We start from the raw sequence: 22,275 nt of genomic DNA, 5'->3' as shown, positions 1-22,275 counted from the left end.
TGGGGGCTCGTCTCACGACCGCAGGAACGACTCCAGCTGCTCCGTGGTCGGGTAGGACGCCTGTGCCCCGGCTCCGGTCGCGGCGTACGCCCCGACACCGGCGGCGAACCGCGCGGCGTCCGCGAGGTCGTCGCCTGCTGCGAGTCGGAGCGCCACCGCACCCATGAACGCGTCGCCGCAGCCCGTGGTGTCGACGGCCTCGACGGGGATCGCGGGGACCTCGACGGGCGCGGCGTCGCCGTCGTGCACGATCGACCCGTCGCCACCCCGCGTGACGATCGACCGGGCGACGCCGTGGTCGCCGAGCAGTTCCGCCTCGTGCTCGTTGACCAGCAGCACGTCGGTGAGGTCGAGGAGCTCGCGCGGCACGTCGCCGAACGGGGACAGGTTCGTGAGGACGGTCACGCCGGCCTCGTGCGCGGCTCGGGCGGCGGCGAGGACGACGTCGATCGAGACCTCGAGGCAGAGCCCGAGCACCGCGGCCCCGTCGAAGGCGTCGGCGGGGACGTCGTCCGGCGTCAGCGTGGAGTTCGCGCCGCCGGAGATCACGATGGTGTTCTCGCCGTGCGCGTCGACCGTGATGACGGCGGTGCCGGTCGCCGTTCCCTGCCGGACGGCGACGTGCGTCGTGTCCGCACCCGCAGCCGCGACGGAGTCGCGGAGCAGCGCACCGTTCCCGTCGTCGCCGACCGCACCGATCATGCGCACCGTGCCCCCGAGCCTCCCGGCAGCCACCGCCTGGTTGGCGGACTTGCCGCCTGGCAGGATCGCGAGGTCGGAACCGTGCAGGGTCTCACCGGGCTTCGGGAAGCGCTCGGTGCGGACCACCAGGTCCGCGTTCAGCGACCCGACGACGACGATGGTGTTCAACGGACGGTCTCCTTCTGCGGGGCGACGGACGTCGTCTCGGCGCTCGACGGGCGCGGGATGAGGAACGACGTCGCGAGCGCGGCGATCGTGATGACGGCACCGAGCAGCATCCCACCGGAGTACCCGGCGGTGCCCGCGGACCCGCCGACCCCGAGGGCGATCTGCAACGCGGGCAGGACGGCGAAGCTCACACCGGCTCCGAGGTTGAAGGCCCCCGCGTTGAGGCCGGGCAGGAACCCGGGGTTCGAGTCCGGCGACAGCACGATGCCGAGCCCGTTCAGGATGATGTTCGCGATGCCGGCGTAGGTGATGCCGATGAGCACGGTCGCGGCGATGAGCACCGGCAGGGAGTGCACGCCGACGAACGCCATCAGGAGCGTCGCGACGATGCTGCCGACGAGCCCGACGCGCAGGATCGCCCGGTAGCCGAGGGTCGGGGCGAGGCGTCCGGCGAACGGTCCGACGATCCAGCCGACGAGCGCGTACGGCGTGAGGAACACGAGGGAGGCGAGGTCCGCCTCCATCCCGAAGCCGGCGTCGTGGTTCTGCGCGAGGCTCGTGACGAGTCCGTTCACGACGGCGAAGACACCGGTCATCGTGAGGAACGTCGTCGCGAGGAGCGCCCATGTCGCCCGACGCTTCAGGAACCGCGTCTCGACGAGTGGTTCCGTCACGCGCGACTCGACCGCCCAGAACACGGCGAAGGCAGCGAGCGCGACGACGATCCCGCCGATGACGAGGACCGGGTTCGCGGCGCCGAGCTTGCCGGCCTCGTTGAAGGCGGTCAGCAGGGCACCGACGCTCACCACGAGCGGCACGACACCGATCCAGTCCATCCGGGTGCCCTTGGACGGGTGGGACTCCACGCCCCACACGGCGACCAGGGCCAACGCGATGACCGTCACGACGGCGATGACCCAGAAGATCCCGCGGAAGCCGAAGTTCGTGGCGATCCAGCCGCCGGCGAGCGAGTCGATCCCGGCGATGCCGCCGTTCACCGCGGTGAGGAGGCCGAGCGCGGCGCCGTAGCGCTTCGGGTCGGCGATCTCGTTGCGGAGCACGAGCAGGCAGATCGGGACGACCGGGCCGGTGACGCCCTGGATGATGCGGCCGGCGAAGAGCATCGGCACGTTCACCGCGAGTGCGGCGACGACGCTGCCGATGAGCATCACGGCGAGCATGCCGAGCAGCACGCGCTTGCGGCCGACGATGTCGGACAGGCGGGGCAGGAACAGCGAGAACAGCGCGGCGAGCGTGAAGTACAGCGTCTGCGAGAGGCCGATCGTCGCGTCGTCGGTGTGCAGCTCCCGCGCCATGGTGACGAGAGCGGGGCTGAGCATGCTCGCGTTCAGCTGGAACGCGATGCACGCTGCGAGGAGTGCGGCGGTGAGGGCGCCGATCGACTTCTTCGTCGAGGTGGTGGTCATGGGGGTCAGGCCTTCTGGGTCTCGGTTCGGGGGGTCCAGCCGGTGTCGGGTGTCTCGCCGATGCGCTCGAGGGCGTCGACGACGAGGTCCCAGAACCGGCCGTGATCGAGCTCCATCGCGGCGCTCGTGCGGCAGTCCTCCGGCGCGGGGGCACGGAAGTCGGCGACGGTCATGCCGAGGGTCAGCGTGCCCTGGGTCTCGATGTGGATCGGGACCTTCACGGCGCGCACGATCGTCGGGTCGATGACGTACGCGACGGCGCAGGGGTCGTGCACCGGCGGGGAGTCGAAGCCCTGCGCGTCCTTGTACGTCTGGCCGAAGAAGTCGAGCAGCTCCCCGACGAACGCCGCGGGCCCGGTGCCGACGGCGGCGATGCGCTCGGCGACCTCGGGGGTGGCCAGGGCCTGGTGCGTCAGGTCGAGGCCGACCATCACGACGTCCCAGCCGGCGTCGAAGACGATCGACGCGGCCTCGGGGTCGATGACGATGTTGAACTCGGCGACCGGGCTCCAGTTGCCGACGTGCACGCCGCCGCCCATCAGCACGACCTGCTTGACGCGCTCGACGATGCGGGGTTCCTTGCGGGCGGCGAGGGCGATGTTCGTCAGGCCGCCGGTCGGCACGAGGGTGACGGTGCCCGGCTCGTGCGCCATGACGGTCTCGATGATCAGGTCGACCGCGTGCCGCTCGTCCAGGTCGAACGAGGGCTCGGGCAGCATCGGCCCGTCGAGGCCGCTCTCGCCGTGGATGTCCGGCGCGACCTCGATCTCGCGGAGGATCGGCCGGTCGGCGCCGGCGGCGAACGGCACGCCGGTGATCCCGGCGATGCGGGCGACCGCGAGGGCGTTGCGGGTGACCTTCGGCAGCGTCTGGTTGCCGACGACGGTCGTCACGGCGAGCAGCTCGATGTCCGGGTTGCCGTGCGCCAGCAGGATGGCGACGGCGTCGTCGTGGCCGGGGTCGCAGTCGAGGATGATCTTCTGCTTGGTCGCGTTCGGCACGTGTGCGCTCCACTTCGTCGGGGATGCCGGGCTCGCCGGCGGTAGCTGTGGCTCGACGCGGCCATGCACTCCGCGTCAAGCGTTTGACATCACACCTCATCAAACGCTTGACGTCAAGTCGAGCAGGGCTCGGTCGGTAGCATCGACGGGTGCCAGCATCCTCCGGGACCCCTCGTCGCGTCACCGCCGCGATGGTCGCCGAGCGCGCCGGCACCAGCATCGCCACGGTGTCGCTCGTCGTGAACGGCAAGGACCGCGGCCGCGTCTCCGTGCCGATCGCGACCCGCGTCCGCGATGCCGTCGAGGAGCTCGGGTACGTCGTCGACCACGCCGCCAGCTCCCTCGCCCGGGGCAGCGGCGACCTCGTCGTGCTCATCGCGCCCGACCTGTCGAACCCCTTCTTCGCCGAGGTCATCCGCGGCGTGCGGGACACCATCGGCGACCGGTTCCAGCTAGTCCTGTCGGTGACCGAGCGCGGCGAGCAGCCCGTCGACGCCGACGTCCGGCGCTTCGAGCGGCTCCGGCCCGCGGGGATCCTCGTCGACGCCCCGGCAGCCGCCGAGTCGATGTCCGCGAGCGTGCCCGTCGTGCTCCTCGACGCGCCGGGAGGCCCAGGAGCCGTCAACTATGACCTGTCCCTCGGGGTCTCCGCGCTCGTCTCGCATCTCGCCGACGCGGGGCATCGGCACGTCGGCTACCTCGACGGCACCTCGCGCGCGACGACCTTCGCCGTGCGCCGCACCCTGTTCGAGGACGCCTGTGCCACCGCGGGCATCACCGTGTCGGACCTCCCCGCGAGCGCCGACCTGACGATCGAGGCCGCCACGACCGCGGTGTCCGGCGTCCTCGACGCGTGGCTCGACTCCGGGGTCACGGCAGTCGTGGCCGCAGCCGACACGCTGGCGTACGGAGTGCTGCGGGTCGCGGCCTCCCGTGGCGTCCCAGTCCCGGGCACGCTCGCCGTCGCGGGCTTCGACGACCTGCCGTCGTCCTCGGTCACGGCGCCCGCGCTCACGAGCGTGGCACTTCCCGGCGCGGAACTCGGTCGTGCCGCAGCACTCCGGCTGCTCGCGACGCTCGACGGCACCGAGGCGCCGGCCCCGTCGCTCCCGACGCGCCTGGTGCCGCGCGCGAGTACGGGCGGCTGACGCGGGCGTGGTGCGCGGCTGGCGGGCGGCGCGTGTCCGGCGGGGGGGGGGGGGGGGCGCGTGTCCGGCGCGGGGCCAGCGTTGCCGACTCGGAACGACATGCTCGCTGTCGTACGACAACGATCGTGTCACCCCTTGCACGCGCAACGGGTGCGGACACCGTCGACCGGCACGCGGCCCGGAACGCGCCCCACAACGGACGGGAGTCACGGTGCCAGCTGGCGCCGTGCCTCCCGTCCGTTGTGGTGAGCGTCTACTCGTCGTGACGCGCCGTCGGGACCGATCCCGTTCCGGAGCCGACCGACTCGGCCGGACGCTCCGCGTCCGAACCGCGCTGCGCGCGCTCGAGCTCGTCCGCCTCGGCGCCGCCCACTGCCTCGCCGCGGGCGACCATGCCGGCAACGTCCGCGAGCTTCATCTGCGGGATGAACAGGGCCAGCACGAGAGCCACCGCGATGAACGGGAGCAGGTACCAGAACACCGGGGACAGCGAGTCGGCGTAGGCGTTCACGATGCCGTCCTGCACCGCTTCGGGCAGCTTCGCGAGCTGCGTCGGGTCGATGCTCGCGCTCGCACTCGCCGCCTGCGAGGCACTCCCGCCGGCGCTCGTGAAGACGTCCGTCAGCGAGTCGGTGAGGCGGGACGTGAAGATCGCACCGAACACGGCGACACCGAGGGAGGCGCCGACCTCGCGGAAGTAGTTGTTCGTCGATGTCGCCGTGCCGACGTGCTCCGGCGGGACGGCGTTCTGCGCGACGAGCACGACGACCTGCATGATGAGGCCGAGGCCGGCACCGAACACGAACAGGTAGACGCAGATCAGCCAGATCGGGGTCGCCGCGGCCAGGGTCGTCATACCGAGCATCGCGATGCCGACGACGATCGTGCCGATGATCGGGAACGCACGGTACCGGCCCGTCTTGGTGATGAGCGTGCCGGAGAGGATCGACGTCCCCATCAGCCCGACCATCATCGGCAGCATCAGCAGACCCGAGACGGCGGCCGACGTGCCCGACGCCATCTGCAGGAACGTCGGGACGAAGCCGATCGCGGCGAACATCCCGAGACCGAGCACGAAGCCGATCGCCGTCGCGGTGACGAACGTGCGGTTCCGGAAGAACGACAGCGGGATGATCGGGTCCTCGGCCCGGGACTCGGTGAAGACGAACAGCGCGGCCGCGACGATGAAGCCGGCACCCCAGGCCCAGGTCTCGAGCGCACCCCACCCGTGCTGCTTGTTGCCGCCGAACTCGGTGAAGAACACCAGGCACGCGGTGGTCGCGGAGAGCAGCGCGACACCGAGGACGTCGATGCGCTTCGTCGCCTTCTTGCTCGGCAGGGTCAGCGCAAACCAGGCCACGAAGAACGCCGCGATGCCGACGGGGATGTTGATCCAGAACGCCCAGTGCCAGGTCATGTGGTCGACGAAGAACCCGCCGAGCAGCGGGCCACCGACGGCGGAGAGACCGAAGATCGCACCGAGCGGCCCGAGGTACTTGCCGCGCTCGGACGCCGGGACGATGTCCGCGATGATGGCCTGCGACAGGATCATGAGGCCACCGCCGCCGAGGCCCTGGAGGGCACGGAAGACCACGAACTGCCAGAAGTCGGTCGACATCGCACACCCCAGCGATGCCAGCGTGAACAGCGCGATCGCGACGAGGAACAGGTTGCGGCGACCGATGACGTCACCGAACTTGCCATAGATGGGCATCACGATGGTCGATGCCAGCAGGTAGCCGGTCGTGATCCACGCCTGGTGGGCGACACCGCCGAGGTCACCGACGATGGTCGGCATCGCGGTCGAGACGATCGTCTGGTCGAGACTCGACAGCAGCATGCCGGCGATCAGCGCGGAGAAGATGATCCAGATCCGACGCTGGGTGAGGAGCAGCGGCCCGTCGCTCCCGGGGCGTGCGCGCTTGGCGGTGCGCGGCGCTGAGGTGCTCATTCGGTGTCTTCCTGTCCGGTGGTGATGGCCGCCCGCATGAGGCGGAGGTTCGTGGTGAGCAGGTCGTCGAAGGACGGACCCGTCGACTCGTCGAAGTCGTCGTCGAAGTAGGCGGCGGCGGTGACCTTGAGCAACCCGGCTGCCGACTCGGTCACGAGCCGAGCGCGAGGGTCGTCCGGGACGGTCCACCCGAAGCGTTCCCGCACGGCGTCGGCGACCTTCGCGAGCTGCACGTCCGTCGCCGAGAGGAACCGGGCGACGAGTGCGGGTTCTCGGTCGAAGACCTTGCGCACGAGCGCTTCGTCGGAGCGGTCGAGCCCCACGACGTGCACCTGCTCGATCGCCAGCGCGACGATCGAGCTCAGCGGGTCGAGCGTCGCCGGGACGACCTGCCCGCGCGCGTACGCCACGAGCAGGTTCTCGTCAGCGTTGAGCTCGATGCCGAGGACGACGTCTTCCTTCGAGGCGAAGTGGTTGAAGAACGTCCGACGGGACACCCCGACCGTCTCGCAGAGCTGCTCGATCGTGAAGCCGTGCAGACCGCACTCCACGGTCGACCGACGCGCCTCGACGATCATGCGTCGACGCAGCGTGCGGGTGCGTTCGGCTGTGCTCACCGCACAAGAATTGCACTCGCGGCGCGAAAGTGCAATACGGGAAGTGCTACAGCGCCTTGTCGAAGCAGAACGACCACGGCATCGTGGCCGCGTACGGCTCGTACACGGGGATCGAGCGCCATCCGGTCTTCTCGTACAGGGCGACGGCGTCGGGCTGCCGGTTGCCCGTCTGCAGGATCAGCCGCGTAGCGCCCTGTTCGCGACCGACGCGCTCGCACTCGTCGAGCAGCGCTGTCGCAGCGCCCTTGCCCCGGGCGGACGACAGCACGATGAGGCGCTTGAGCTCGACCTCGTCTCGGAGCCGACGGACCGCGATGTGCCCGACGGCCTCGCCGTCCTCGTCGATGGCGAGCAGGGAGGTGATGACCGTGGCCGGATCGACGGCGAGCGACCGGTCGCGCTCGGCGGTGACGGCGGGGTCCTCGTCGGCAGCGGCCGACCCGTAGCGCTCGTGCATCTCCTCGTCCATACGGGCGCGGAGGACGACTCCACGGGGGTCTTCCCAGGCGACGCGTTCGATCGTGATCACGATCGACCATCCTGACACGCACGGACGACACCGCCGAACGCGGGTACGCGGGTTCGCGTGTGTGCGGGTCAGGGGTGCCAGCGGCGACGGTCCGTGTGCGCCTCGTACGGCTGCGGGTCCGGGTACGTCAGCAGCTCGACGGTGCTCCCCCACGGGGTCCGGACGTAGACGAACCGGTTCCGCGGACCGGCCTCGGGCCCAGGGAGCGGACGGGGTGCACCGAGTGCGACGGCGCCGGCACGCACGACCCGGTCGAGTGTCGCGTCGAGGTCGTCGACGTACAGCGCGACGTGCTGCCATCCGAGGTCCGTCGGCACCGCTGGAGCCCCCTGCGCAGCACCGTCGAACGCGAACAGCTCGATGCCGGGGCCGCCGGGCACGGCGAGCATCCGGACGCGGACCTCGCGGGCACCGTCGGCCACGCCGAGTCGCTCGTCCGTCTCGTGGCCGCCCTTCGGTGGCGCGTCGGCGGGGAGCGTGTCGTACAGCACGACCGCGTCGAACGCCTCGACGAGGAAGGTGGTCGCCGCGTCGACGTCCGGCACGGTCACGCCGACGTGGTCGACGCCGCGCACCGTCACGAGCGCCCGCCGAGCGCGCCGGGCGACGCGGGCGCCCCGGGCGACCCGAGCGCGCCGATCGGGCCGCCGTCGAGGTCCGCCAGGACCGCCGCCGCGTCGTCGTACACGGCAGCGGCTCCGGCCCGCCGGAGTTCGTCGCCGCCGATGCCGCCCGTCATCACGGAGATGCACGGCACGCCGACCTTGGCCGACGCCTCGACGTCCCACATCGCGTCCCCGACCATGACGGCCCGCTCCACGACCACCCCGACCCGGTCGAGCGCGACCTGGACGATCCCGGGCGCCGGCTTCGCCTCGTCGACGTCCTCGGAGCTGGTCACCGCCGTGATCCACTCCTCGGCGGCGAGGACCTCCCGCAGCCGGACGAGCTCGGACGCGGGAGCACTCGTGGCGAGCACCACCGCGTGCCCCAGGGATGCGACGGCCCGCAACAGGTCGCGGGCTCCGGGCAGTGGACGCAATCGAGGCATCTGCTCGGCGTAGTACGCGGAGTGGTACTGCTTCGCGGTCGTGTGGACGTCGTCCGGTGCGTCGGGGAGCAACGACCCGAGCAGGCGGGAGGAGTCCATGCCGATCGCACGGTGGATGCGCCAGGCGTCGACGGACTCGTCGACGGCGCGGAACGCCCGCCACCACGCGTCGACGTGGGCGTAGTTCGAGTCGACGAGCGTCCCGTCGATGTCGAACAGGACGGCGGTGCTGGGGTCGGCAGACATCACCCCAGGCAACTCCGCCGGCCTCTGCACCGGCTCAGTCCGCGACGACGTGTGACGGACGCGGCGGACGACGTGTCACCGATGCGGCGTGGTCGTCACTCCTCGACGCGCCGGGCGATCCGGTGCAGCAACGGCGGCATCCGGGCGAGCAGCTCCCGTTCGTCGGCCGACAGGTCCTCCGCGATCGCCGTGGCGAGCCAATCCGCCCGCGCCCGTCGGTCTCGCAACACCACGTCGCGTCCGGTCGGGGTGATGCCGATCACCGACACCCGGCGGTCCTCGGCCGAGGTCTCCCGTGCGACCAGTCCGCGTTCCTCGAGCTCGCCGACCGTGCGGGACTGTCCCTGGTGCTTGACGCCACGCTTGCGGGCGAGGTCGGCGATCGTCATCGCACCCTGCCGGTCGAGCAGCCCGAGCGTCGCCGAGTGCGCCGGCGGGATCGTGTCGACCTTGCCGCGGGTCGCACGGACGATCCGCCCGATCGACTCCCGGAGTTCGTCGGCGAGGTCATCGGGCGAGTCCATGCCCCGACCGTATCGCCTGGCGCCGAACGCCCTCCGGGGCGTCGTGGCGGCGACCACCACGTCGGGACCGCATCGTGATCGAAGAGCAACCGCACCAGGCGCGCGACGTCCGTAGATTCAGGGAGCGAAGGGGGAGCACGCCATGGGGAACGCACGACGGCAGGCCGCGGGGATCGCGATCGTGCTGGCAGCGACGGCGACGTGTTCTGACCCGAGAGCACACACGCCCTGACGCGGAGAGCGGCCGGCACGACGCCGACCGCCCGCGACGAGACCCTCAGGCCCCGCGCACGTCCTCGGTGGCCGACTGCGCGTGGTCGCGCACGTCGGACGCCGCCCCCTGCGCCTCGTCCTTGACCGTCTGCGCCGCGTGCTGCGCGGAGTCCTTCAGGTCGGACACGTGCCCCTTCGCCGTGTCACCGAGCTGCGAGCCGGCGTCCTGCGCCTGCTCCTTCACCTCGTCGACGAGCGGCTTGGAGCGTTCCTTGACCTCGCTCGCGAGCTCCTCCTCGCGGTCCGTCGACGGCAGCAGCGCCGAGACGAGCCACCCTGCCCCGAAGGCGATGAGCCCGACGGCGAGCGGGTTGCCCTTCGCCGTTCCTGTGGCCTGTCGTACGGCTCCCTTCGCCGAGTCGGCAGCGTCGGAGGCGCTCCCGGAAGCGCTCGACCGAGCAGAATCGGCAGCACCCATCACCGAGTCGCGGAGGCCCTGGAAGCGCGTCTTGACCTTCTCGGACTGTCGGTGGGCGATCGACGACGGGCTGACCTTGTCGGCGAGGGCGTCGACGTCGGAGCCGAGGTCCCCTCTGGTGCGCTCGATCTCGGCGCGGATCTCGTCTGGGGTGCTCATGGCTTCCTCCGGTTGGGCTTCAGTGCTTCGGGGACTTCCTTGGCGGTGGCGACCGTCTGCGGCGCTCCCGTGATGGTCTTCAGTTCCTTGCGTCCTCGCAGCGCCAGCACGGCGGCGACGATCGCGTAGACGACGGCGACGACGAGGCCCGACCAGGCGTTGCCGATCAGGGAGCCGAGGCCCCACCAGGCCGCGATCGTCAGGAACAGCAGCGCGAACAGTCCGGCCACGCCGGCACCGCTCAGCAGGCCGGCACCCTTGGCCGCCTTCTTGCCGGACTCGGTGAGTTCGGCCTTGGCCAGTGCGACCTCCTGTCGGAACAGCTCCGACAGGTCGCGGGTGGCGTCGGACAGCAGGGTGCCGAGCGGCGTGCTCGCCGCGCGTTCCCCCGGAGTCGGCTCTTCGGTCGGGAGCGCACCGGAGTGGCTCATGCCGTCGGCCCCGTCGTCGGGTCGTGGCGTGCTGCTTCCGCCTCGTGGGTGTGCTTCGCGTCCGCGGTGAGCGCCTTCGTCAAGCGGCCCGCGAGGATCCCAGCGCCGGCAGCGATCGCGATGAAGGTCGCTGGACGCTTGGCGGCGAACGACTTCACCTCGCCGAGGAGGGATCCGGGGTCACGGTCGTCGAGGTACCCGGCGACCGAGGTCGCCCTCCCGGCCAGGTCACGGACGACCTTCGCCGCGATGCCCTGCTCGTCGTCCTTCTCCGCCATGTGCCCGAGCTGTTCGCCGAGGTTCCGGAGACCGCCCGCCGCACGCTGCTGCTGCTGCGACGCCTGCTCCTTGAGGTTCTCGGACGCCTGTCCGTAGAGCTCCTTGGCGTGGTCGGCGGCCTCGGAGGCGACCTTCGTCGCCTGCTCCTTCGCCGTGCCGGCGACGTCACCGGCCTTCGCCTTCGCATCCCCAGCCACGTCCTTCGCGGCGTCCTTCGCGCCGGAAGCGCCAGATCCGCCGGTAGCGCCCCCACTGGCAGCGCCCCCACCGGAAGCAGCACCAGCGCCAGTCGGAGCCGGAACCGGAGCCGGAGCCGGCGTGGCAGCGGGCGGCACCGGCGTGGCGTTCGACCACGACGGCACCGTCACTCCCGGATGCGCCTCGTGGCCTTCAGCAGCCGCCGTGCGATCGTGGATCGGGGTCCCGAGGTCGTCCTCGGATCGGTTGGTGTTCATGAGCGGCCTCCCGCGTGCACGGCCCACGAACTGTGGACGACGTGCCCGTGCAACGCTGCGCGGCCGGCGATGCGCTGCGACACAGGAAGGTCGCAAACCGCATCGGCGCCTCAGCCGGCCGACACCGGCCGCGACCGCACGTGGGCCCGTTCCCCCTGCGGCCCGTACAGACAGAGCACCTCGGTCACGTGGTCCGTCACGTTCCCGATCCAGTGCGGCGTGTGCGTGTCGAACTCGACGACCTCACCCGGCCCGAGGTCGAAGTCGTGTTCGCCGAGCACCAGCCGCAGCCGCCCGGACAGCACGTAGAGCCACTCGTAGCCTTCGTGGGTCTTCGGGGACGGCTCACCACCGGGCGAGTGCGGCGGGAAGAGCTGCTTGAACGACCGCACGCCCCCGGTCCGACGGGTGAGCGGCACGACGACCCGCCCACCGTGCATCTCGGGCTTCATGTGCACGCGCGGATCGCCGGTCTGCGGCGCCCCCACGAGGTCGTCGAGCGGCACCTGGTACGCCCGGGCCAACGGCAGCAGGAGCTCCAGCGTCGGCTTGCGCTGGCCGGACTCCAGCCGAGAGAGCGTGCTCACCGAGATCCCGGTCTCCGCCGCCAGCGCTGCCAACGTGACGTCCCGTCGCTGCCGCAGGGTGCGCAGTCGCGGCCCGACCCCGTCGACGACCTCAGCCGTCGTCCGTGAGGCGAGCCGAGCCTCCTGTCCGTGGTCCATGTCGGCCATGTTGCCAGATCGGCAAGGATCGTTGCCGGATCTCGAGCGGCGCCGCACGATGTCCGCATGCGTGACACCTACGACGTGATCGTCATCGGCGGCGGAGCCGCCGGCCTCGCCGCCGCCCTCATCCTCGGCCGCTCCCGCCGCTCCGTGCTGGTGGTCGACTCGGGCCACCCCCGCAACGCCCCGGCGGCGGGGGTCCACAACTACCTCGGGCAGGAGGGCACGCCACCGTTGGAGCTGACCCGGATCGGTCGCGAGGAGGTCGCCGGGTACGGGGTCGACGTCACGGCCGGGAGGCTCGTGGCCGCGTCCCCCGCACCGGCGAGCGATGCCGACGAGGTCGCCTTCACCGCCACCCTCGACTCCGGTGCGCAGGTGACGGCCCGGCGCGTGATCGTCGCCCCCGGCGCCGTGGACGTCCTGCCGGACGTGCCGGGTCTCGCGGAGCAGTGGGGCCGCGGGGTCGTGCACTGCCCGTTCTGCCACGGGTGGGAGGTCCGCGACCGACGGATCGGCGTGCTCGTGACGACACCGTTCGGGGCGCACCAGGCGCTGCTCTGGCGTGCGCTGAGTTCGGCCGTCACCGTGTTCGCGACCGACCCTGCGCTCGTCGACGACACCGCCCGTGCCGGTTTCGCTGCCCACGGGATCGCGGTCCACGACGGTCCGGTGGCCCGGGTGGTGTCGGACGGCGACGTCCTGACCGGCGTCGAGCTCGCCGACGGCACGACCGTGTCGCTCGACGCGCTCGCTGCCGCCAGCTCTGTCGAGGCGCGCGTCGACGGCCTCGACGGACTCGGGATCGTCGCGGAGGACGTGCTGATGGGCGACGTGCGGATCGCGAGTGCGGTGACGGCCGACGCCATGGGGAAGACATCGGTGCGCGGGGTCTACGCGGCCGGCAACGTGGTGTCGCCGATGGCCACGGTCATCGCGTCGTCCGCAGCGGGGACTCAAGCGGGCGCTGCTGTGCACGGCGACCTCGTGCAGGCCGACCTCGCCGCGGCGCTGGCTGCGGTGACGACGCCCGTGGGTCAGTCCACGCGGTAGCCCGCCTGCGCCGCCAGCAACGGTGCGAGCGTGTAGAGGTGGTCCGCCGCGATGGTCGCACCGCGGAAGCCCTCGAGCCGCTCGACACGGTCGAGGTCGGCGCCGCGCAGGTCGACGTGCTCGATCCGGGTGTTCGAGCCCTCGGCGGCGCGGATGCGGGTCCCCTCGAACGACACCCGCAGGAGCTTGGCGTCGGCGATGTCGAGCTCGTCGATGACGCAGTCGCGGAACACCACGTCGGTGACCGTCGCGCCGCGGAGGTTCACGAACCCGAGCTTCATCCCGACGAACTCGACACCGTTCAGCCCGGCGTCGTAGAGCTCTGCGGAGCCGACACGGCCGCCGCCGATCCGGACCTCGCGCCAGGAACTGCTCGATGCCCGGAGGACCGGGGCGTCGAGGGCATCGATCACGGTGTCGTGCACGCGCACCCCGCGGAGGTCGGCGCCGTCGGCACGGAGGTCCTCGATGACGCACTCCTCGATCTCGAGGTCGGGCAGGCGCTCACCCGCGATGTCGAGCGACGCGATGCGCTTGCCGTCGATGCGGTCGCCGGACAGCACGTCGCCCGGCGCCGGGGCCCAGTCGTCGAGGTCGGCGGGTTCGGTCAGGGTGATCCGAGGGGCGTCGGTGCCGGAGGACTTGCCGGAGGTGCGGGCCATGCGCCCAGTCTGCCGTGCCCCGCCGACGCTCACACGAGCGGAGCGTCGATCGGGGTCAGGACGCTGTCGAGCCGGTAGTCCTTCGCGGGGCCCACCGCGTCCCACCGCACGGTCCAGCGGTCTGCGTCGCCGGCGAGCACGCCCGTGTACTCGTCCGGCGCACAAGCATGGACGACGGACGCGCCCCAGACCCAGTCGTGGAACGTCCGTCCGTCGGCGAAGCACACCGTCCAGGTGCCGTCGTCGTCCCGCCGCACGGTGAGCGCTCGGGAAACCGGTGTCGTCCGGCCCGCGAGCTCCATCGTGCCGGACTCCTCCCACCGCACGAGCCCGGCGTGTTCGAGCGTCAGGGTCGTGGTCCCTCGGACGGTGCCCCGGACACCTGCACGCCGATCGACCACGACACGCTCGAGCGCCCATTCCCCGAGCAGCTGGTCCGGCATCACGGGGCGAGCGTACCCGCACGGTCGTTCCCATCACGCCCGCCGTAGGAAGCCGTTTCGCGCGTAGGAGGCCCGGAAAGTCGACCTCCTACGCGCGATTCGTCTTCCCACGCGCGAAACGGCCCCCGCCCTGCCCCGCCCCCGCCCGCTATCCGCGGAGGGGACCCGACCCCTCGACGTTCGCACCGTCCGCGAACCCGGACACGAGCGCACGCAACGCGTCTTCGGAGGTGTGCCGTGCCTCCCACCCGAGTTCCGTGCGGGCGCGATCCGTACGCATGATCGGAACCGACGCGGCGATGTCGATCCACCCGGCGTCCGTCGGCTGGATCCGGAGGCGCCAGGTCAGGGTGACCAGGCCGCGGAGCAGCCCGAGCGGGATCCGGACGGCCCCGCGCATCCCGAGCACCGCCGCGATCCGGGGCGGTGTGAGCACGGGCGTCGCGGCGATGTTGAACGCCCCGGCCGCTCGCCGGTCCACCGCGCGCCAGTACGCGTCGGCGACGTCGTCGGCGTGCACGGCCTGGAACACGAAGCGCAGCGGCAACGGCAGCACGGCCCATTGGATCCACCGGACCGCTCGCATCGGGACGAGCTTCCCGAGGAACAGCCGCCGGATCTCGGCCGCAGCCGCCCGCTGGAAGATCAACCCCGGCCGGAGTCGCGTCACCACGACGTCCGGGTTCGCTTGAGCAAAGGCGTCCATCGCCCGCTCGTTCTCCGCCTTGTGGATCGAGTACGTCGCCGTCTGGATGCCGTCCACCGGCCACGACTCGTCGACGCGCAGGCGCTTGCCCGCTGCGTCCACCCCGCGGTAGGTCCCCACCGACGACGCGACGACGACCTGCGGGACCGACACCCGGGCCACGGCGGCGAGCACGTTCGCCGTCCCGGTCACGTTCGTGCGGTACTGCACCGGGATGTCGTGCGTCGGCTGCAGCGCCCACGCCAGGTGGATCACGGCATCAGCGCCGCGGAACACGGCGGCGAGCTGGTCCACGGCGTCGGAGGCGCCGACGTCGACCGCGTGCCAGACGGCATCGCCGTACGGCGCGGTGTGCACGTCGGGCAGGCGACGGGCGACCCCGACGACCTGCACGTCGGGTTCGGCGGCGAGTCGGCGGACGACGGCGGTACCGACGTTCCCGGTCGCGCCGACGACCACGATGCGGGTCACGCTGCGGCCGGTTCGAGGACGACCTTGACGCAGCCGTCCTCCTTCTTCTGGAACACCTCGTACATGTGCGGAGCGTCCTCGAGCGGGACCCGGTGCGTGACCAGGTCCAGGGTGCCCAGCGGGTCGGCCGGGTCGGACACGAGCGGCAGGACGTCGTCGATCCAGCGCTTCACGTTGCACTGCCCCTCGCGGAGCGTGATCTGCTTGTCGAACATCTTCATCATCGGCATCGGGTCCGCCATGCCGCCGTAGACCCCGCTCAGCGAGACCGTGCCACCGCGGCGGACCAGGTCGATCGCGGCGTGCACCGCGGCGAGCCGGTCCACCCCGACGGTCTCCATCGCCTTCTGCGCGAGGGCGTCCGGCAGCAGGCCGGCGGCGCGCTGGGCGAAGCTCGCGACGGGGTTGCCGTGCGCCTCCATGCCGACCGCGTCCACGACGCCGTCCGGCCCACGACCGTCGGTCAGGTCGACGAGCTGCGCGACCACGTCCTTCGTGCGGTCGAACACCTCGGCGCCGTGCTTCGCCGCCAGGTCACGACGGACCTGCTCCGGGTCGATCGCGAGCACCCGGTAGCCGAGGTGCTTGCCGATCCGGGCAGCGAACTGCCCGACCGGGCCGAGGCCGATGACGGCGAGCGTCCCGCCGTCCGGCACGTTCGCGTACTGCACGCCCTGCCAGGCGGTCGGCAGGATGTCGCTCATGAAGAGCCATCGGTCGTCTGGGGTGCCGTCGTCGGGGACCACGATGGGGCCGTAGTCGGCGTGCGGCACGCGGAGGTACTCGGCCTGGCCGCCCGGGACCTGCCCGTAGAGCTTCGTGAAGCCGAACAGCGAGGCGCCGGATCCGTACTCGGTGACCTGGGTGGTCTCACACTGCGACTGCAGGCCTCGCTGGCACATCCAGCAGTGGCCGCAGGAGATGTTGAAGGGCACGACCACGCGGTCCCCGACCTTCAGGTTCGTGACGGCGCTGCCGACGGCCTCGACGATGCCCATCGGCTCGTGGCCGAGGACGTCGCCCCTGTCGAGGTACGGCCCGAGCACCCCGTACAGGTGCAGGTCGGAGCCGCAGATCGCGGAGGACGTGATCCGCACGATCGCGTCGGTGGGCTCGTGGATGGTCGGGTCCGGAACGGTCTCGACCGAGACCTTCTCGGTGCCCTGCCAGGTGAGTGCGCGCATGAGCGCTCCAATCGTCGGTACGTCCCGTGTACCCGGACGCACCGGCGCGCCCTCTCAGCGCGGGTCGGACGGGAGGCTCGTGGCGGCGCCGCCACGAGCCTCCCGTCAGGCGACCGGGTCGTCCAGGGCGGTGGCCAGGACCGCCTGGTGGCCCGCGCGGTCGCCCGGGCCGGCGCTGCCGGCCAGCATGATGAGGGACTTCCATAGGGCCCAGCCACGGCCCCTCGCCCAGGTCGCATCGTCCAGCCCGACGGCATCGCGGAACACCTGCCGCGCTCCCGGGTCGAGGAACGTCCACGCCAGCACCAGGTCGCACGCCGGGTCGCCGACACCGCACGTGCCGAAGTCGATGAGCGCCGTGAGCCGGCCGTCGTCGCCCACGAGCAGGTTCGTCGGGGCGACGTCACCGTGGAACCACACGGCAGGGCGCTCCCAGGTCGTGGCGCACGCCGTGTCCCAGACCGCCTCGCAGGCCGCCCGGTCGACGTCGTTCCCGAGTCGGTCGAGTGCGTCGCGGACCTCGTGGTCGTAGAACGACGGGTGTGCGCCGCGGTGGAACGAGTGCGCTCCGGCGGCCGGACCGCCGTCGGCCGGGACGGCCCGGAGCTGCCGGAGGACCCGACCGACGTCCGCGGCGAGCTCCGACCGGTCCGGATCGGCGCCTGCTGCCACCGTGCCGTCGAGCCAGCGGCGGACCGACCACGGGAACGGGTAGCCGCTGCCCGGGCGTCCGAGTCCGACGGGCTCGGGAACCGCGACGTCGAGGTACGGCGCCAGGTACGGCAGGACGCGCTGCTCCTTCTCGACGGCTGCGACGTAGCCCTCCGCGCTCGGCAGCCGGACCGACAGTGCATCGCCGAGCCGGTACGTGCGGTTGTCCCAGCCCTGCGGGTCGACCTCGGTGGCCGGCAGGTCCGACCATGCGGGGAACTGCTCGGCGACGAGGCGTCGGACGAGATCGGCGTCGATCAGCATCCCGACATCGTGTCGTGTGCCCGGGCGTGCGTCTAGGCTCCGGGCCTCCGGCCGCCGACCGGCCATCTGGAATCCTCCGATCGACTGATGTGCGGATCGGTTCCCGTTCGGGACGATGTCGTCCGATGAACCACCGTGCCCCTTCCCGTCCGTCCCGTCGCGCACTGCTGGCCGGGGTCGGTGGGAGCGTGCTGACGGGGGCGCTCGCCGCGTGTTCGGCCGGGCCGACGGGTTCGCCGACGGCTCCGGCTTCTGCGTCGCCGACGTCTCCGGCTTCCGTGTCGCCGTCGGCTTCGGCTTCGTCATCCGCGACGGCGACGGCGACGGTTCCGCCGGTCGCCCTGCAGCGACAGCCGCTCACCGCCGGGACGATCACCGGGCTGCCGGCGGGGACGCCCGGGATCGCCTGGACCGTCGACGACGGGGTGTCCAGCGAGGTGGTCGAGGCCTACGCCCGGTTCGCCGCCGAGACCGGGACCCGCCTGACGTTCTTCGTGAACGGGGTGCGCCCGGCGTGGACCGAGCACGCCGACCTGCTGCGACCGTTGGTGACATCCGGGCAGGTGCAGCTCGGGAACCACACGTGGGACCACCCGGCGCTCACGAAGCTCTCGGACCAGGGCATCATCGACCAGCTCACCCGGAACCAGGACTTCATCCGGGACACCTACGGCGTGGACGCGAAGCCGTACTTCCGGCCGCCGTTCGGGTACCACGACGCCCGGGTCGACGCCGCAGCCGCCCGCGCCGGGTACACGACGCCGTTGCTCTGGTACGGGTCGCTGGCCGACTCCGGTGACATCACGTCGGACCAGATCGTCGGCTTCGCGGAGCAGTGGTTCCAGCCTGCGCACATCGTGATCGGGCATGCGAACTTCCGGGGGACCATCGGAGCACTGCCGCGGTTGCACGCGCTGTTGCAGGAGCGGAAGTTGTCGACGTTCACGCTGGACGACGTGTTCGCGAGCTAGCGCGCTCAGCCGTTCTGGCGGAGACGGTCGCGCTCGGCCGCCGGCAGGTGCTCGGTCGCGGTCTCGAGCGCGCTCCGGCTGAGGAACCGCCCCTGTCGCTCGAGGAACGCGACGAGGGCCGGCTCGGACGCCCGCTTGCCGACCTCGCGCAGGACCCAGCCGAGCGCCGACTGCACGGTGTCCCCGCGCTCCCGGACGAGCCGGCCGGCCACCGCGAGCGGCACGTCAGCGTCGCCCTGCTTTGCGAACGCCAACGTCGCGACCACCGCGATGCGCCTGACCCACGCGACGTCCGACTTCGCGAGCGCGAACAGCGGACCGGTCGAGCCGTCGAGCATCGGCGCGCCGACGAGCTCCTCGGCGGCGGTGTCGACGAGTTCAACGCGGTCGATCCGTTCGGCGCGCGCCGCAGACAGGTACTCCTCCGTGAGCTCCGGGTCGGGGCGCTCCCGCATCGCCTGCACGAGCAGCACGACGGCGACGAGCCGCGCGCCGGGATCCTCGCTCCACAGCAGCGCAGACCGTTCACCCTCGTCGAGGTCCCGGTGCGCCCGAGCCACCCGCCGGGCACCCGCGACGTCGCCCGGCGTCTTCGCGAACGCGGCGAGGACGTCCTCGGCGGTGACCCTCACGCGACCTGCGGATCGGGCTTGCTCGCCCGCCCGAGACCGCGTCGCAGCACGATCACCGCAACCACGACCAAGAACCCGGCGAACATCCACGTCCCGACCTGCGGGACGATGACCCCTGCGATGAACGCCCCGATCGGTGAGCAGACCGCCGCCGTGATGCCCACCGTCAGTCCCACGCCGAGGTCCACCACCCCTCGACGCAGGTTCGCCACTGTGCCCGACACCGACGTCGGCACCATCGTCAACAGCGACGTCCCCTTCGCGAGCAGGTCACCCGCGCCGAGTGCGAGTTCCATCCCGGGCACGATCACGACCCCGCCGCCGACACCGATCAGGCCGGAGAGGACGCCGGCCAGCAGTCCGATCCCGAGCAGCACGACCGCCTCGATCGGGCCGAAGTGCACGTCGCCCTCGCGGGTCGGCACATTGGTGAAGAGGGAGACGAGCACGACGACGATGAAGCCGACGAAGATCCACGGGAGTATCCGGAGCGGGATCGCCCGCAGGAGTCTGGAGCCGATGGGCGCTCCGACGACACTGCCGATCGCCAGGGTGAGCGCCGCGAGCCAGTGCACCTCACCCTGCAGGGCGTAGGTGATCGCGCCGACGACGGCCGCGGGGGCGATCGCCACGAGGGAGCTCGCGGAGGCGCTGCGCTGGTCCATGTGGAGGAACGCCATGAGTGCGGGGACCACGATCACCCCGCCGCCGACGCCGAACAGGCCGGAGAGGACACCGGCGACGATCCCGATCGCGACGAGCACGGTCAGTTGCGCAGCGCGGGATCTCATCCCCTCCAGCGTACGACCCGAGTCGGCGGCGAGGCTCTCAGCCGATGGGCATGGTCGGTGTCGCCAAGTCGATGCTCATCGCGGCGTGGTCGACGTTCATCACGAACGGGTCACTCGAGAACACGGCGAACGTCGACCCTGGCGATGCCGTCGAGGTCAACGCGCTCCGTCCTCAGCCCGCGTAACGGTGTGCTGCCTCGCGGATCGCGGCGGCGTGGAGGTAGATGTCGTCGAGGTTCTCGATCGCGTGCTTCGTCTCGACCTTGTCCTCGTCGAACAGTCCGAGGTACTTCTGCTTCTTGCCGTTGAACCAGAGGCGCGCGATCGGCTTGCGGTTGTTGTCGTCGAGCAGGATCGCGAAGTACGACTTCTGATCGCGGTGCGCGATCCGGTCGGGCTTGACCTCGCTGCAGGCGATCGCCTTGACGATCTGGTAGCCCTCGAGTTCTTCGAGGGTCGTCTCGATCTCGGTGTCCCGGTCGATGTCGTCTCGAGCGACGGACTCACTCGAGACCGCTTCTTCCGAAGCCTCGACGCTGACCGGCGCCGAGTAGGAGGCACCGAGCGCAGTCTTCAGACGATCGTTCACCTGCTCGTTGAGGTATTGCTTCGACGCCTTCGCGACCAGTGCCGTGAACTGCACCTTCGCATCCTGCGTGAAGCGACCGTCGTAGACGCGGTTCGTGAACAGCCGGACGAAGTCCTCCTCCGGCTCACGGAACTGCGCGGCGATCGCGCGCTTGATCGAGCCGACGTACTTCAGCTCCTCGGCCGCGCTGATCACCGAGTCGAGGTCGAACACGTCCTTCGTGAGCTTCCGGAGCTCCGGCAGGAGCGTCTCGTCGATGTCCGCCAGATCGAGGACGAGGAACGGACGGTCGTCCATCTTGTTCGGCGCGTCGAGGTCCGTGTAGAAGTTGTAGACCTCGCCGTTGGTGAGGACGGCGATCCGAGCGTTCGTGACCGAGAAGTACCGGAAGAGCTGGGACGCGTGCTCGATCTTGAGCGGCTCCGTCGACTTCTTGCACTCGATGAGGATCTGCACCTCCCCGTCTCGCATGATCGCGTAGTCGACCTTCTCGCCACGCTTGACGCCGACGTCGGCCGTGAACTCCGGCACCACCTCGAGCGGGTTGAACACGTCGTAGCCGAGGATCGTCGAGATGAACGGCATCACGAACGCGTTCTTTGTGGCCTCTTCGGTCTGGATCGCGTCTCGCTGGTTCTGCACCTTCGCGGCCAGCGCTGCGAGTCGTTCTTCGAACTCCATCGTCTCTCCCCTCGATCAATGCGACCGTAGTTGAAGGACAGTCGACATCGAGAATCGCTCAGGACCCCAGTTCGCGGGTCATTGCGCCGACCATAGCGTATGTGAAGTTCCAGTTGCGTCAAGCGCTCGTGGCCGCCTAGGCTGAAGTCACCCCCCGGGGTGCCACGTCAACGGCTAACCGGCCAGAAGCCCTTCTCCAGCGAGAGGGGCTTCTGTACTTGCCAGGCGCTCGGCCGGCCGAAGGTACCCAGCTCATCGATCAGCCGCGCCGGGAACTGGCTCTCGCGGAGCGCCGCCTGCTTGACGTGCCGGATGTGATCTGGCCTGACTTCGAGCAGACTCCGCGCAGGCGCTGCCTCAGTCGGGACGACGAGGCCGATCTTCCCCCTCGCCCGTTCTCGCACGATGCGGAGCGCGTCGGCGAAGTCAGAGTCGTTCGACAAGAGGAACGACACGTCGAAGGTCCCTGCCATCGCGTCCGCCACCATGTGCGCAGCGAGCGACACGTCCGTCCCCTTCTCCTCGATCTTCCGGACCCGGACGCGCCGTGGCTCACCGGCATCGTCGAGCACGAGCGGCGAGAGCGCCATCCATCGTTTGTCCGCCCGGAACGTCCCGAAGTGCACCGAGACCGACGGCAGCGTGGCCAGCGCCCGGAGGTAGCGCTCCTGGTTCTGCGGGACGCGCGGGTCCTTTCCCTCGACATGCCGTACCCGTGCCGTGAAGTACCGGATCTGCCCGACGTCGAAGCCAGGCAAGAGACGAGTGCACAACAGTTCGAGGTCGAGCCATTTCAGGTCATCTCGCCCCTGGAGAGCCCGTCGGAACAGGTTGAAGCCGTCGACGTAGACGGCGGCGGTCGGGCGCGAGCGAGAAGGGCGCATCTCGCGAGAATTGCGTGACATCCGCCGCGGCGGACCACGCAGACGACACCGGTGGACAGCTCGTCGTTTTACACAACAGAAACAAACTGTATACAAGCAAGGCTCCGCAGGTGTGATTGTATGCAA

At 70.9% G+C, this 22,275-nt stretch carries 26 protein-coding genes; 4 read left to right on the top strand and 22 right to left on the bottom strand.

The window, feature by feature from the left end; genetic code table 11:
* Window positions 1-12: 12 nt before the first annotated feature.
* From ACO0E1_RS13645 to uriH, 3 genes are read right to left on the bottom strand one after another with little or no spacing between them, the layout of a single operon-like run.
* Window positions 13-870: a ribokinase gene (locus ACO0E1_RS13645; protein ID WP_422874688.1), complete on the bottom strand. Its 858-nt coding sequence runs from the start codon at window positions 868-870 to the stop codon at window positions 13-15.
* The gene (gene uriT / locus ACO0E1_RS13640; protein WP_422874687.1) at window positions 867-2,297 is read right to left on the bottom strand and encodes a uridine transporter UriT; all 1,431 of its coding nucleotides are present in this window, start codon (window positions 2,295-2,297) and stop codon (window positions 867-869) included. Before uriT ends, ACO0E1_RS13645 begins: the two co-directional genes overlap by 4 nt.
* Window positions 2,298-2,302: 5 nt before the next feature.
* Window positions 2,303-3,298 carry a uridine-preferring nucleoside hydrolase UriH gene (gene uriH / locus ACO0E1_RS13635; RefSeq protein WP_422874686.1) on the bottom strand — a complete coding sequence of 332 codons (996 nt, stop codon included), beginning with the start codon at window positions 3,296-3,298 and terminating at the stop codon, window positions 2,303-2,305.
* A gap of 149 nt (window positions 3,299-3,447) precedes the next feature.
* Here uriH and ACO0E1_RS13630 point away from each other — a divergent pair, with 149 nt between their 5' ends.
* A complete protein-coding gene (locus tag ACO0E1_RS13630; protein ID WP_422874685.1) occupies window positions 3,448-4,446 on the top strand; it encodes a LacI family DNA-binding transcriptional regulator in 999 nt (332 codons plus the stop codon).
* A gap of 253 nt (window positions 4,447-4,699) precedes the next feature.
* On the opposite strand, the gene ACO0E1_RS13625 is transcribed toward ACO0E1_RS13630, so the two are convergent.
* From ACO0E1_RS13625 to ACO0E1_RS13580, 10 genes are all read right to left on the bottom strand, one after another.
* Window positions 4,700-6,397 (bottom strand): MDR family MFS transporter, encoded by a 1,698-nt coding sequence (locus ACO0E1_RS13625; RefSeq protein ID WP_422874684.1) that lies wholly within the window; start codon window positions 6,395-6,397, stop codon window positions 4,700-4,702.
* Window positions 6,394-7,014: a TetR/AcrR family transcriptional regulator gene (locus tag ACO0E1_RS13620; protein WP_422874683.1), complete on the bottom strand. Its 621-nt coding sequence runs from the start codon at window positions 7,012-7,014 to the stop codon at window positions 6,394-6,396. The genes ACO0E1_RS13625 and ACO0E1_RS13620 overlap by 4 nt, the downstream gene beginning before the upstream one ends.
* Before the next feature lie 46 nt (window positions 7,015-7,060).
* Entirely contained in the window at window positions 7,061-7,543 is a 483-nt protein-coding gene (locus tag ACO0E1_RS13615; RefSeq protein ID WP_422874682.1) for a GNAT family N-acetyltransferase, read from the bottom strand.
* A 68-nt stretch (window positions 7,544-7,611) separates the two neighbouring features.
* Window positions 7,612-8,124: a VOC family protein gene (locus ACO0E1_RS13610; RefSeq protein ID WP_422874681.1), complete on the bottom strand. Its 513-nt coding sequence runs from the start codon at window positions 8,122-8,124 to the stop codon at window positions 7,612-7,614.
* Window positions 8,121-8,840: an HAD family hydrolase gene (locus tag ACO0E1_RS13605; RefSeq protein WP_422874680.1), complete on the bottom strand. Its 720-nt coding sequence runs from the start codon at window positions 8,838-8,840 to the stop codon at window positions 8,121-8,123. The genes ACO0E1_RS13610 and ACO0E1_RS13605 overlap by 4 nt, the downstream gene beginning before the upstream one ends.
* Window positions 8,841-8,935: 95 nt before the next feature.
* Entirely contained in the window at window positions 8,936-9,364 is a 429-nt protein-coding gene (locus tag ACO0E1_RS13600; protein WP_422874679.1) for a MarR family winged helix-turn-helix transcriptional regulator, read from the bottom strand.
* Between the two features lie 277 nt (window positions 9,365-9,641).
* The gene (locus ACO0E1_RS13595; protein ID WP_422874678.1) at window positions 9,642-10,214 is read right to left on the bottom strand and encodes a DUF3618 domain-containing protein; all 573 of its coding nucleotides are present in this window, start codon (window positions 10,212-10,214) and stop codon (window positions 9,642-9,644) included.
* The gene (locus ACO0E1_RS13590) at window positions 10,211-10,645 is read right to left on the bottom strand and encodes a phage holin family protein (protein ID WP_422874677.1); all 435 of its coding nucleotides are present in this window, start codon (window positions 10,643-10,645) and stop codon (window positions 10,211-10,213) included. Before ACO0E1_RS13590 ends, ACO0E1_RS13595 begins: the two co-directional genes overlap by 4 nt.
* A complete protein-coding gene (locus ACO0E1_RS13585) occupies window positions 10,642-11,121 on the bottom strand; it encodes a hypothetical protein (protein ID WP_422874676.1) in 480 nt (159 codons plus the stop codon). Before ACO0E1_RS13585 ends, ACO0E1_RS13590 begins: the two co-directional genes overlap by 4 nt.
* 368 nt (window positions 11,122-11,489) lie before the next feature.
* The gene (locus ACO0E1_RS13580) at window positions 11,490-12,113 is read right to left on the bottom strand and encodes a helix-turn-helix domain-containing protein (protein ID WP_422874675.1); all 624 of its coding nucleotides are present in this window, start codon (window positions 12,111-12,113) and stop codon (window positions 11,490-11,492) included.
* Window positions 12,114-12,170: 57 nt separating this feature from the next.
* Here ACO0E1_RS13580 and ACO0E1_RS13575 point away from each other — a divergent pair, with 57 nt between their 5' ends.
* Window positions 12,171-13,160: an NAD(P)/FAD-dependent oxidoreductase gene (locus tag ACO0E1_RS13575; protein WP_422874674.1), complete on the top strand. Its 990-nt coding sequence runs from the start codon at window positions 12,171-12,173 to the stop codon at window positions 13,158-13,160.
* On the opposite strand, the gene ACO0E1_RS13570 is transcribed toward ACO0E1_RS13575, so the two are convergent.
* The 5 genes from ACO0E1_RS13570 to ACO0E1_RS13550 all read right to left on the bottom strand — a co-directional run bounded on the left by ACO0E1_RS13570 (window position 13,145) and on the right by ACO0E1_RS13550 (window position 17,601).
* Entirely contained in the window at window positions 13,145-13,822 is a 678-nt protein-coding gene (locus ACO0E1_RS13570) for a pentapeptide repeat-containing protein (RefSeq protein ID WP_402727860.1), read from the bottom strand. The genes ACO0E1_RS13575 and ACO0E1_RS13570 overlap by 16 nt on opposite strands.
* Before the next feature lie 29 nt (window positions 13,823-13,851).
* Window positions 13,852-14,265 (bottom strand): DUF6314 family protein, encoded by a 414-nt coding sequence (locus ACO0E1_RS13565; RefSeq protein ID WP_422874713.1) that lies wholly within the window; start codon window positions 14,263-14,265, stop codon window positions 13,852-13,854.
* A 148-nt stretch (window positions 14,266-14,413) separates the two neighbouring features.
* On the bottom strand, window positions 14,414-15,442 hold the full coding sequence (locus ACO0E1_RS13560; protein WP_422874673.1) for an NAD-dependent epimerase/dehydratase family protein: 1,029 nt from the start codon (window positions 15,440-15,442) through the stop codon (window positions 14,414-14,416).
* Window positions 15,439-16,626: a zinc-dependent alcohol dehydrogenase gene (locus ACO0E1_RS13555; RefSeq protein ID WP_422874672.1), complete on the bottom strand. Its 1,188-nt coding sequence runs from the start codon at window positions 16,624-16,626 to the stop codon at window positions 15,439-15,441. Before ACO0E1_RS13555 ends, ACO0E1_RS13560 begins: the two co-directional genes overlap by 4 nt.
* Before the next feature lie 105 nt (window positions 16,627-16,731).
* Window positions 16,732-17,601, bottom strand: a complete 870-nt coding sequence (locus ACO0E1_RS13550) for an aminoglycoside phosphotransferase family protein (protein ID WP_422874671.1) — start codon at window positions 17,599-17,601, stop codon at window positions 16,732-16,734.
* Between the two features lie 125 nt (window positions 17,602-17,726).
* On the opposite strand from ACO0E1_RS13550, the gene ACO0E1_RS13545 reads away from it, so the two are divergent.
* Window positions 17,727-18,572 (top strand): polysaccharide deacetylase family protein, encoded by an 846-nt coding sequence (locus tag ACO0E1_RS13545; RefSeq protein ID WP_422874670.1) that lies wholly within the window; start codon window positions 17,727-17,729, stop codon window positions 18,570-18,572.
* 5 nt (window positions 18,573-18,577) lie between these two features.
* On the opposite strand, the gene ACO0E1_RS13540 is transcribed toward ACO0E1_RS13545, so the two are convergent.
* Entirely contained in the window at window positions 18,578-19,204 is a 627-nt protein-coding gene (locus tag ACO0E1_RS13540) for a DNA alkylation repair protein (protein ID WP_422874669.1), read from the bottom strand.
* Window positions 19,201-19,995, bottom strand: coding sequence for a sulfite exporter TauE/SafE family protein (locus ACO0E1_RS13535; protein ID WP_422874668.1), 795 nt, complete (start codon window positions 19,993-19,995; stop codon window positions 19,201-19,203). Before ACO0E1_RS13535 ends, ACO0E1_RS13540 begins: the two co-directional genes overlap by 4 nt.
* Window positions 19,996-20,039: 44 nt before the next feature.
* Between ACO0E1_RS13535 and ACO0E1_RS13530 the strand changes: the two genes are divergently transcribed.
* The gene (locus ACO0E1_RS13530) at window positions 20,040-20,180 is read left to right on the top strand and encodes a hypothetical protein (RefSeq protein ID WP_422874667.1); all 141 of its coding nucleotides are present in this window, start codon (window positions 20,040-20,042) and stop codon (window positions 20,178-20,180) included.
* On the opposite strand, the gene ACO0E1_RS13525 is transcribed toward ACO0E1_RS13530, so the two are convergent.
* Both ACO0E1_RS13525 and ACO0E1_RS13520 read right to left on the bottom strand, forming a co-directional pair.
* Window positions 20,168-21,265: a type I restriction endonuclease gene (locus tag ACO0E1_RS13525; protein ID WP_422874666.1), complete on the bottom strand. Its 1,098-nt coding sequence runs from the start codon at window positions 21,263-21,265 to the stop codon at window positions 20,168-20,170. The genes ACO0E1_RS13530 and ACO0E1_RS13525 overlap by 13 nt on opposite strands.
* 167 nt (window positions 21,266-21,432) lie before the next feature.
* Window positions 21,433-22,149: an NYN domain-containing protein gene (locus tag ACO0E1_RS13520; RefSeq protein WP_422874665.1), complete on the bottom strand. Its 717-nt coding sequence runs from the start codon at window positions 22,147-22,149 to the stop codon at window positions 21,433-21,435.
* Window positions 22,150-22,275: the final 126 nt, after the last annotated feature.

Origin of the sequence: Curtobacterium guangdongense (genome assembly GCF_049341845.1) — a bacterium.
GTDB lineage: Bacteria > Actinomycetota > Actinomycetes > Actinomycetales > Microbacteriaceae > Curtobacterium > Curtobacterium guangdongense.
The sequence above is the reverse complement of the archived record's forward strand: the minus strand, read 5'-3'. Positions and strand labels throughout refer to the sequence as shown.

What these genes read in the sequence shown, in the direction of transcription:
- uriT (WP_422874687.1), bottom strand. Translation starts at nt 2,297, where the DNA reads ATGACCACCACCTCGACGAAGAAGTCGATCGGCGCCCTCACCGCCGCA.
- ACO0E1_RS13625 (WP_422874684.1), bottom strand. Translation starts at nt 6,397, where the DNA reads ATGAGCACCTCAGCGCCGCGCACCGCCAAGCGCGCACGCCCCGGGAGC.
- ACO0E1_RS13605 (WP_422874680.1), bottom strand. Translation starts at nt 8,840, where the DNA reads ATGTCTGCCGACCCCAGCACCGCCGTCCTGTTCGACATCGACGGGACG.
- ACO0E1_RS13600 (WP_422874679.1), bottom strand. Translation starts at nt 9,364, where the DNA reads ATGGACTCGCCCGATGACCTCGCCGACGAACTCCGGGAGTCGATCGGG.
- ACO0E1_RS13595 (WP_422874678.1), bottom strand. Translation starts at nt 10,214, where the DNA reads ATGAGCACCCCAGACGAGATCCGCGCCGAGATCGAGCGCACCAGAGGG.
- ACO0E1_RS13590 (WP_422874677.1), bottom strand. Translation starts at nt 10,645, where the DNA reads ATGAGCCACTCCGGTGCGCTCCCGACCGAAGAGCCGACTCCGGGGGAA.
- ACO0E1_RS13580 (WP_422874675.1), bottom strand. Translation starts at nt 12,113, where the DNA reads ATGGCCGACATGGACCACGGACAGGAGGCTCGGCTCGCCTCACGGACG.
- ACO0E1_RS13575 (WP_422874674.1), top strand. Translation starts at nt 12,171, where the DNA reads ATGCGTGACACCTACGACGTGATCGTCATCGGCGGCGGAGCCGCCGGC.
- ACO0E1_RS13570 (WP_402727860.1), bottom strand. Translation starts at nt 13,822, where the DNA reads ATGGCCCGCACCTCCGGCAAGTCCTCCGGCACCGACGCCCCTCGGATC.
- ACO0E1_RS13565 (WP_422874713.1), bottom strand. Translation starts at nt 14,265, where the DNA reads ATGCCGGACCAGCTGCTCGGGGAATGGGCGCTCGAGCGTGTCGTGGTC.
- ACO0E1_RS13555 (WP_422874672.1), bottom strand. Translation starts at nt 16,626, where the DNA reads ATGCGCGCACTCACCTGGCAGGGCACCGAGAAGGTCTCGGTCGAGACC.
- ACO0E1_RS13550 (WP_422874671.1), bottom strand. Translation starts at nt 17,601, where the DNA reads ATGCTGATCGACGCCGATCTCGTCCGACGCCTCGTCGCCGAGCAGTTC.
- ACO0E1_RS13545 (WP_422874670.1), top strand. Translation starts at nt 17,727, where the DNA reads ATGAACCACCGTGCCCCTTCCCGTCCGTCCCGTCGCGCACTGCTGGCC.
- ACO0E1_RS13535 (WP_422874668.1), bottom strand. Translation starts at nt 19,995, where the DNA reads ATGAGATCCCGCGCTGCGCAACTGACCGTGCTCGTCGCGATCGGGATC.
- ACO0E1_RS13530 (WP_422874667.1), top strand. Translation starts at nt 20,040, where the DNA reads ATGGGCATGGTCGGTGTCGCCAAGTCGATGCTCATCGCGGCGTGGTCG.
- ACO0E1_RS13525 (WP_422874666.1), bottom strand. Translation starts at nt 21,265, where the DNA reads ATGGAGTTCGAAGAACGACTCGCAGCGCTGGCCGCGAAGGTGCAGAAC.
- ACO0E1_RS13520 (WP_422874665.1), bottom strand. Translation starts at nt 22,149, where the DNA reads ATGCGCCCTTCTCGCTCGCGCCCGACCGCCGCCGTCTACGTCGACGGC.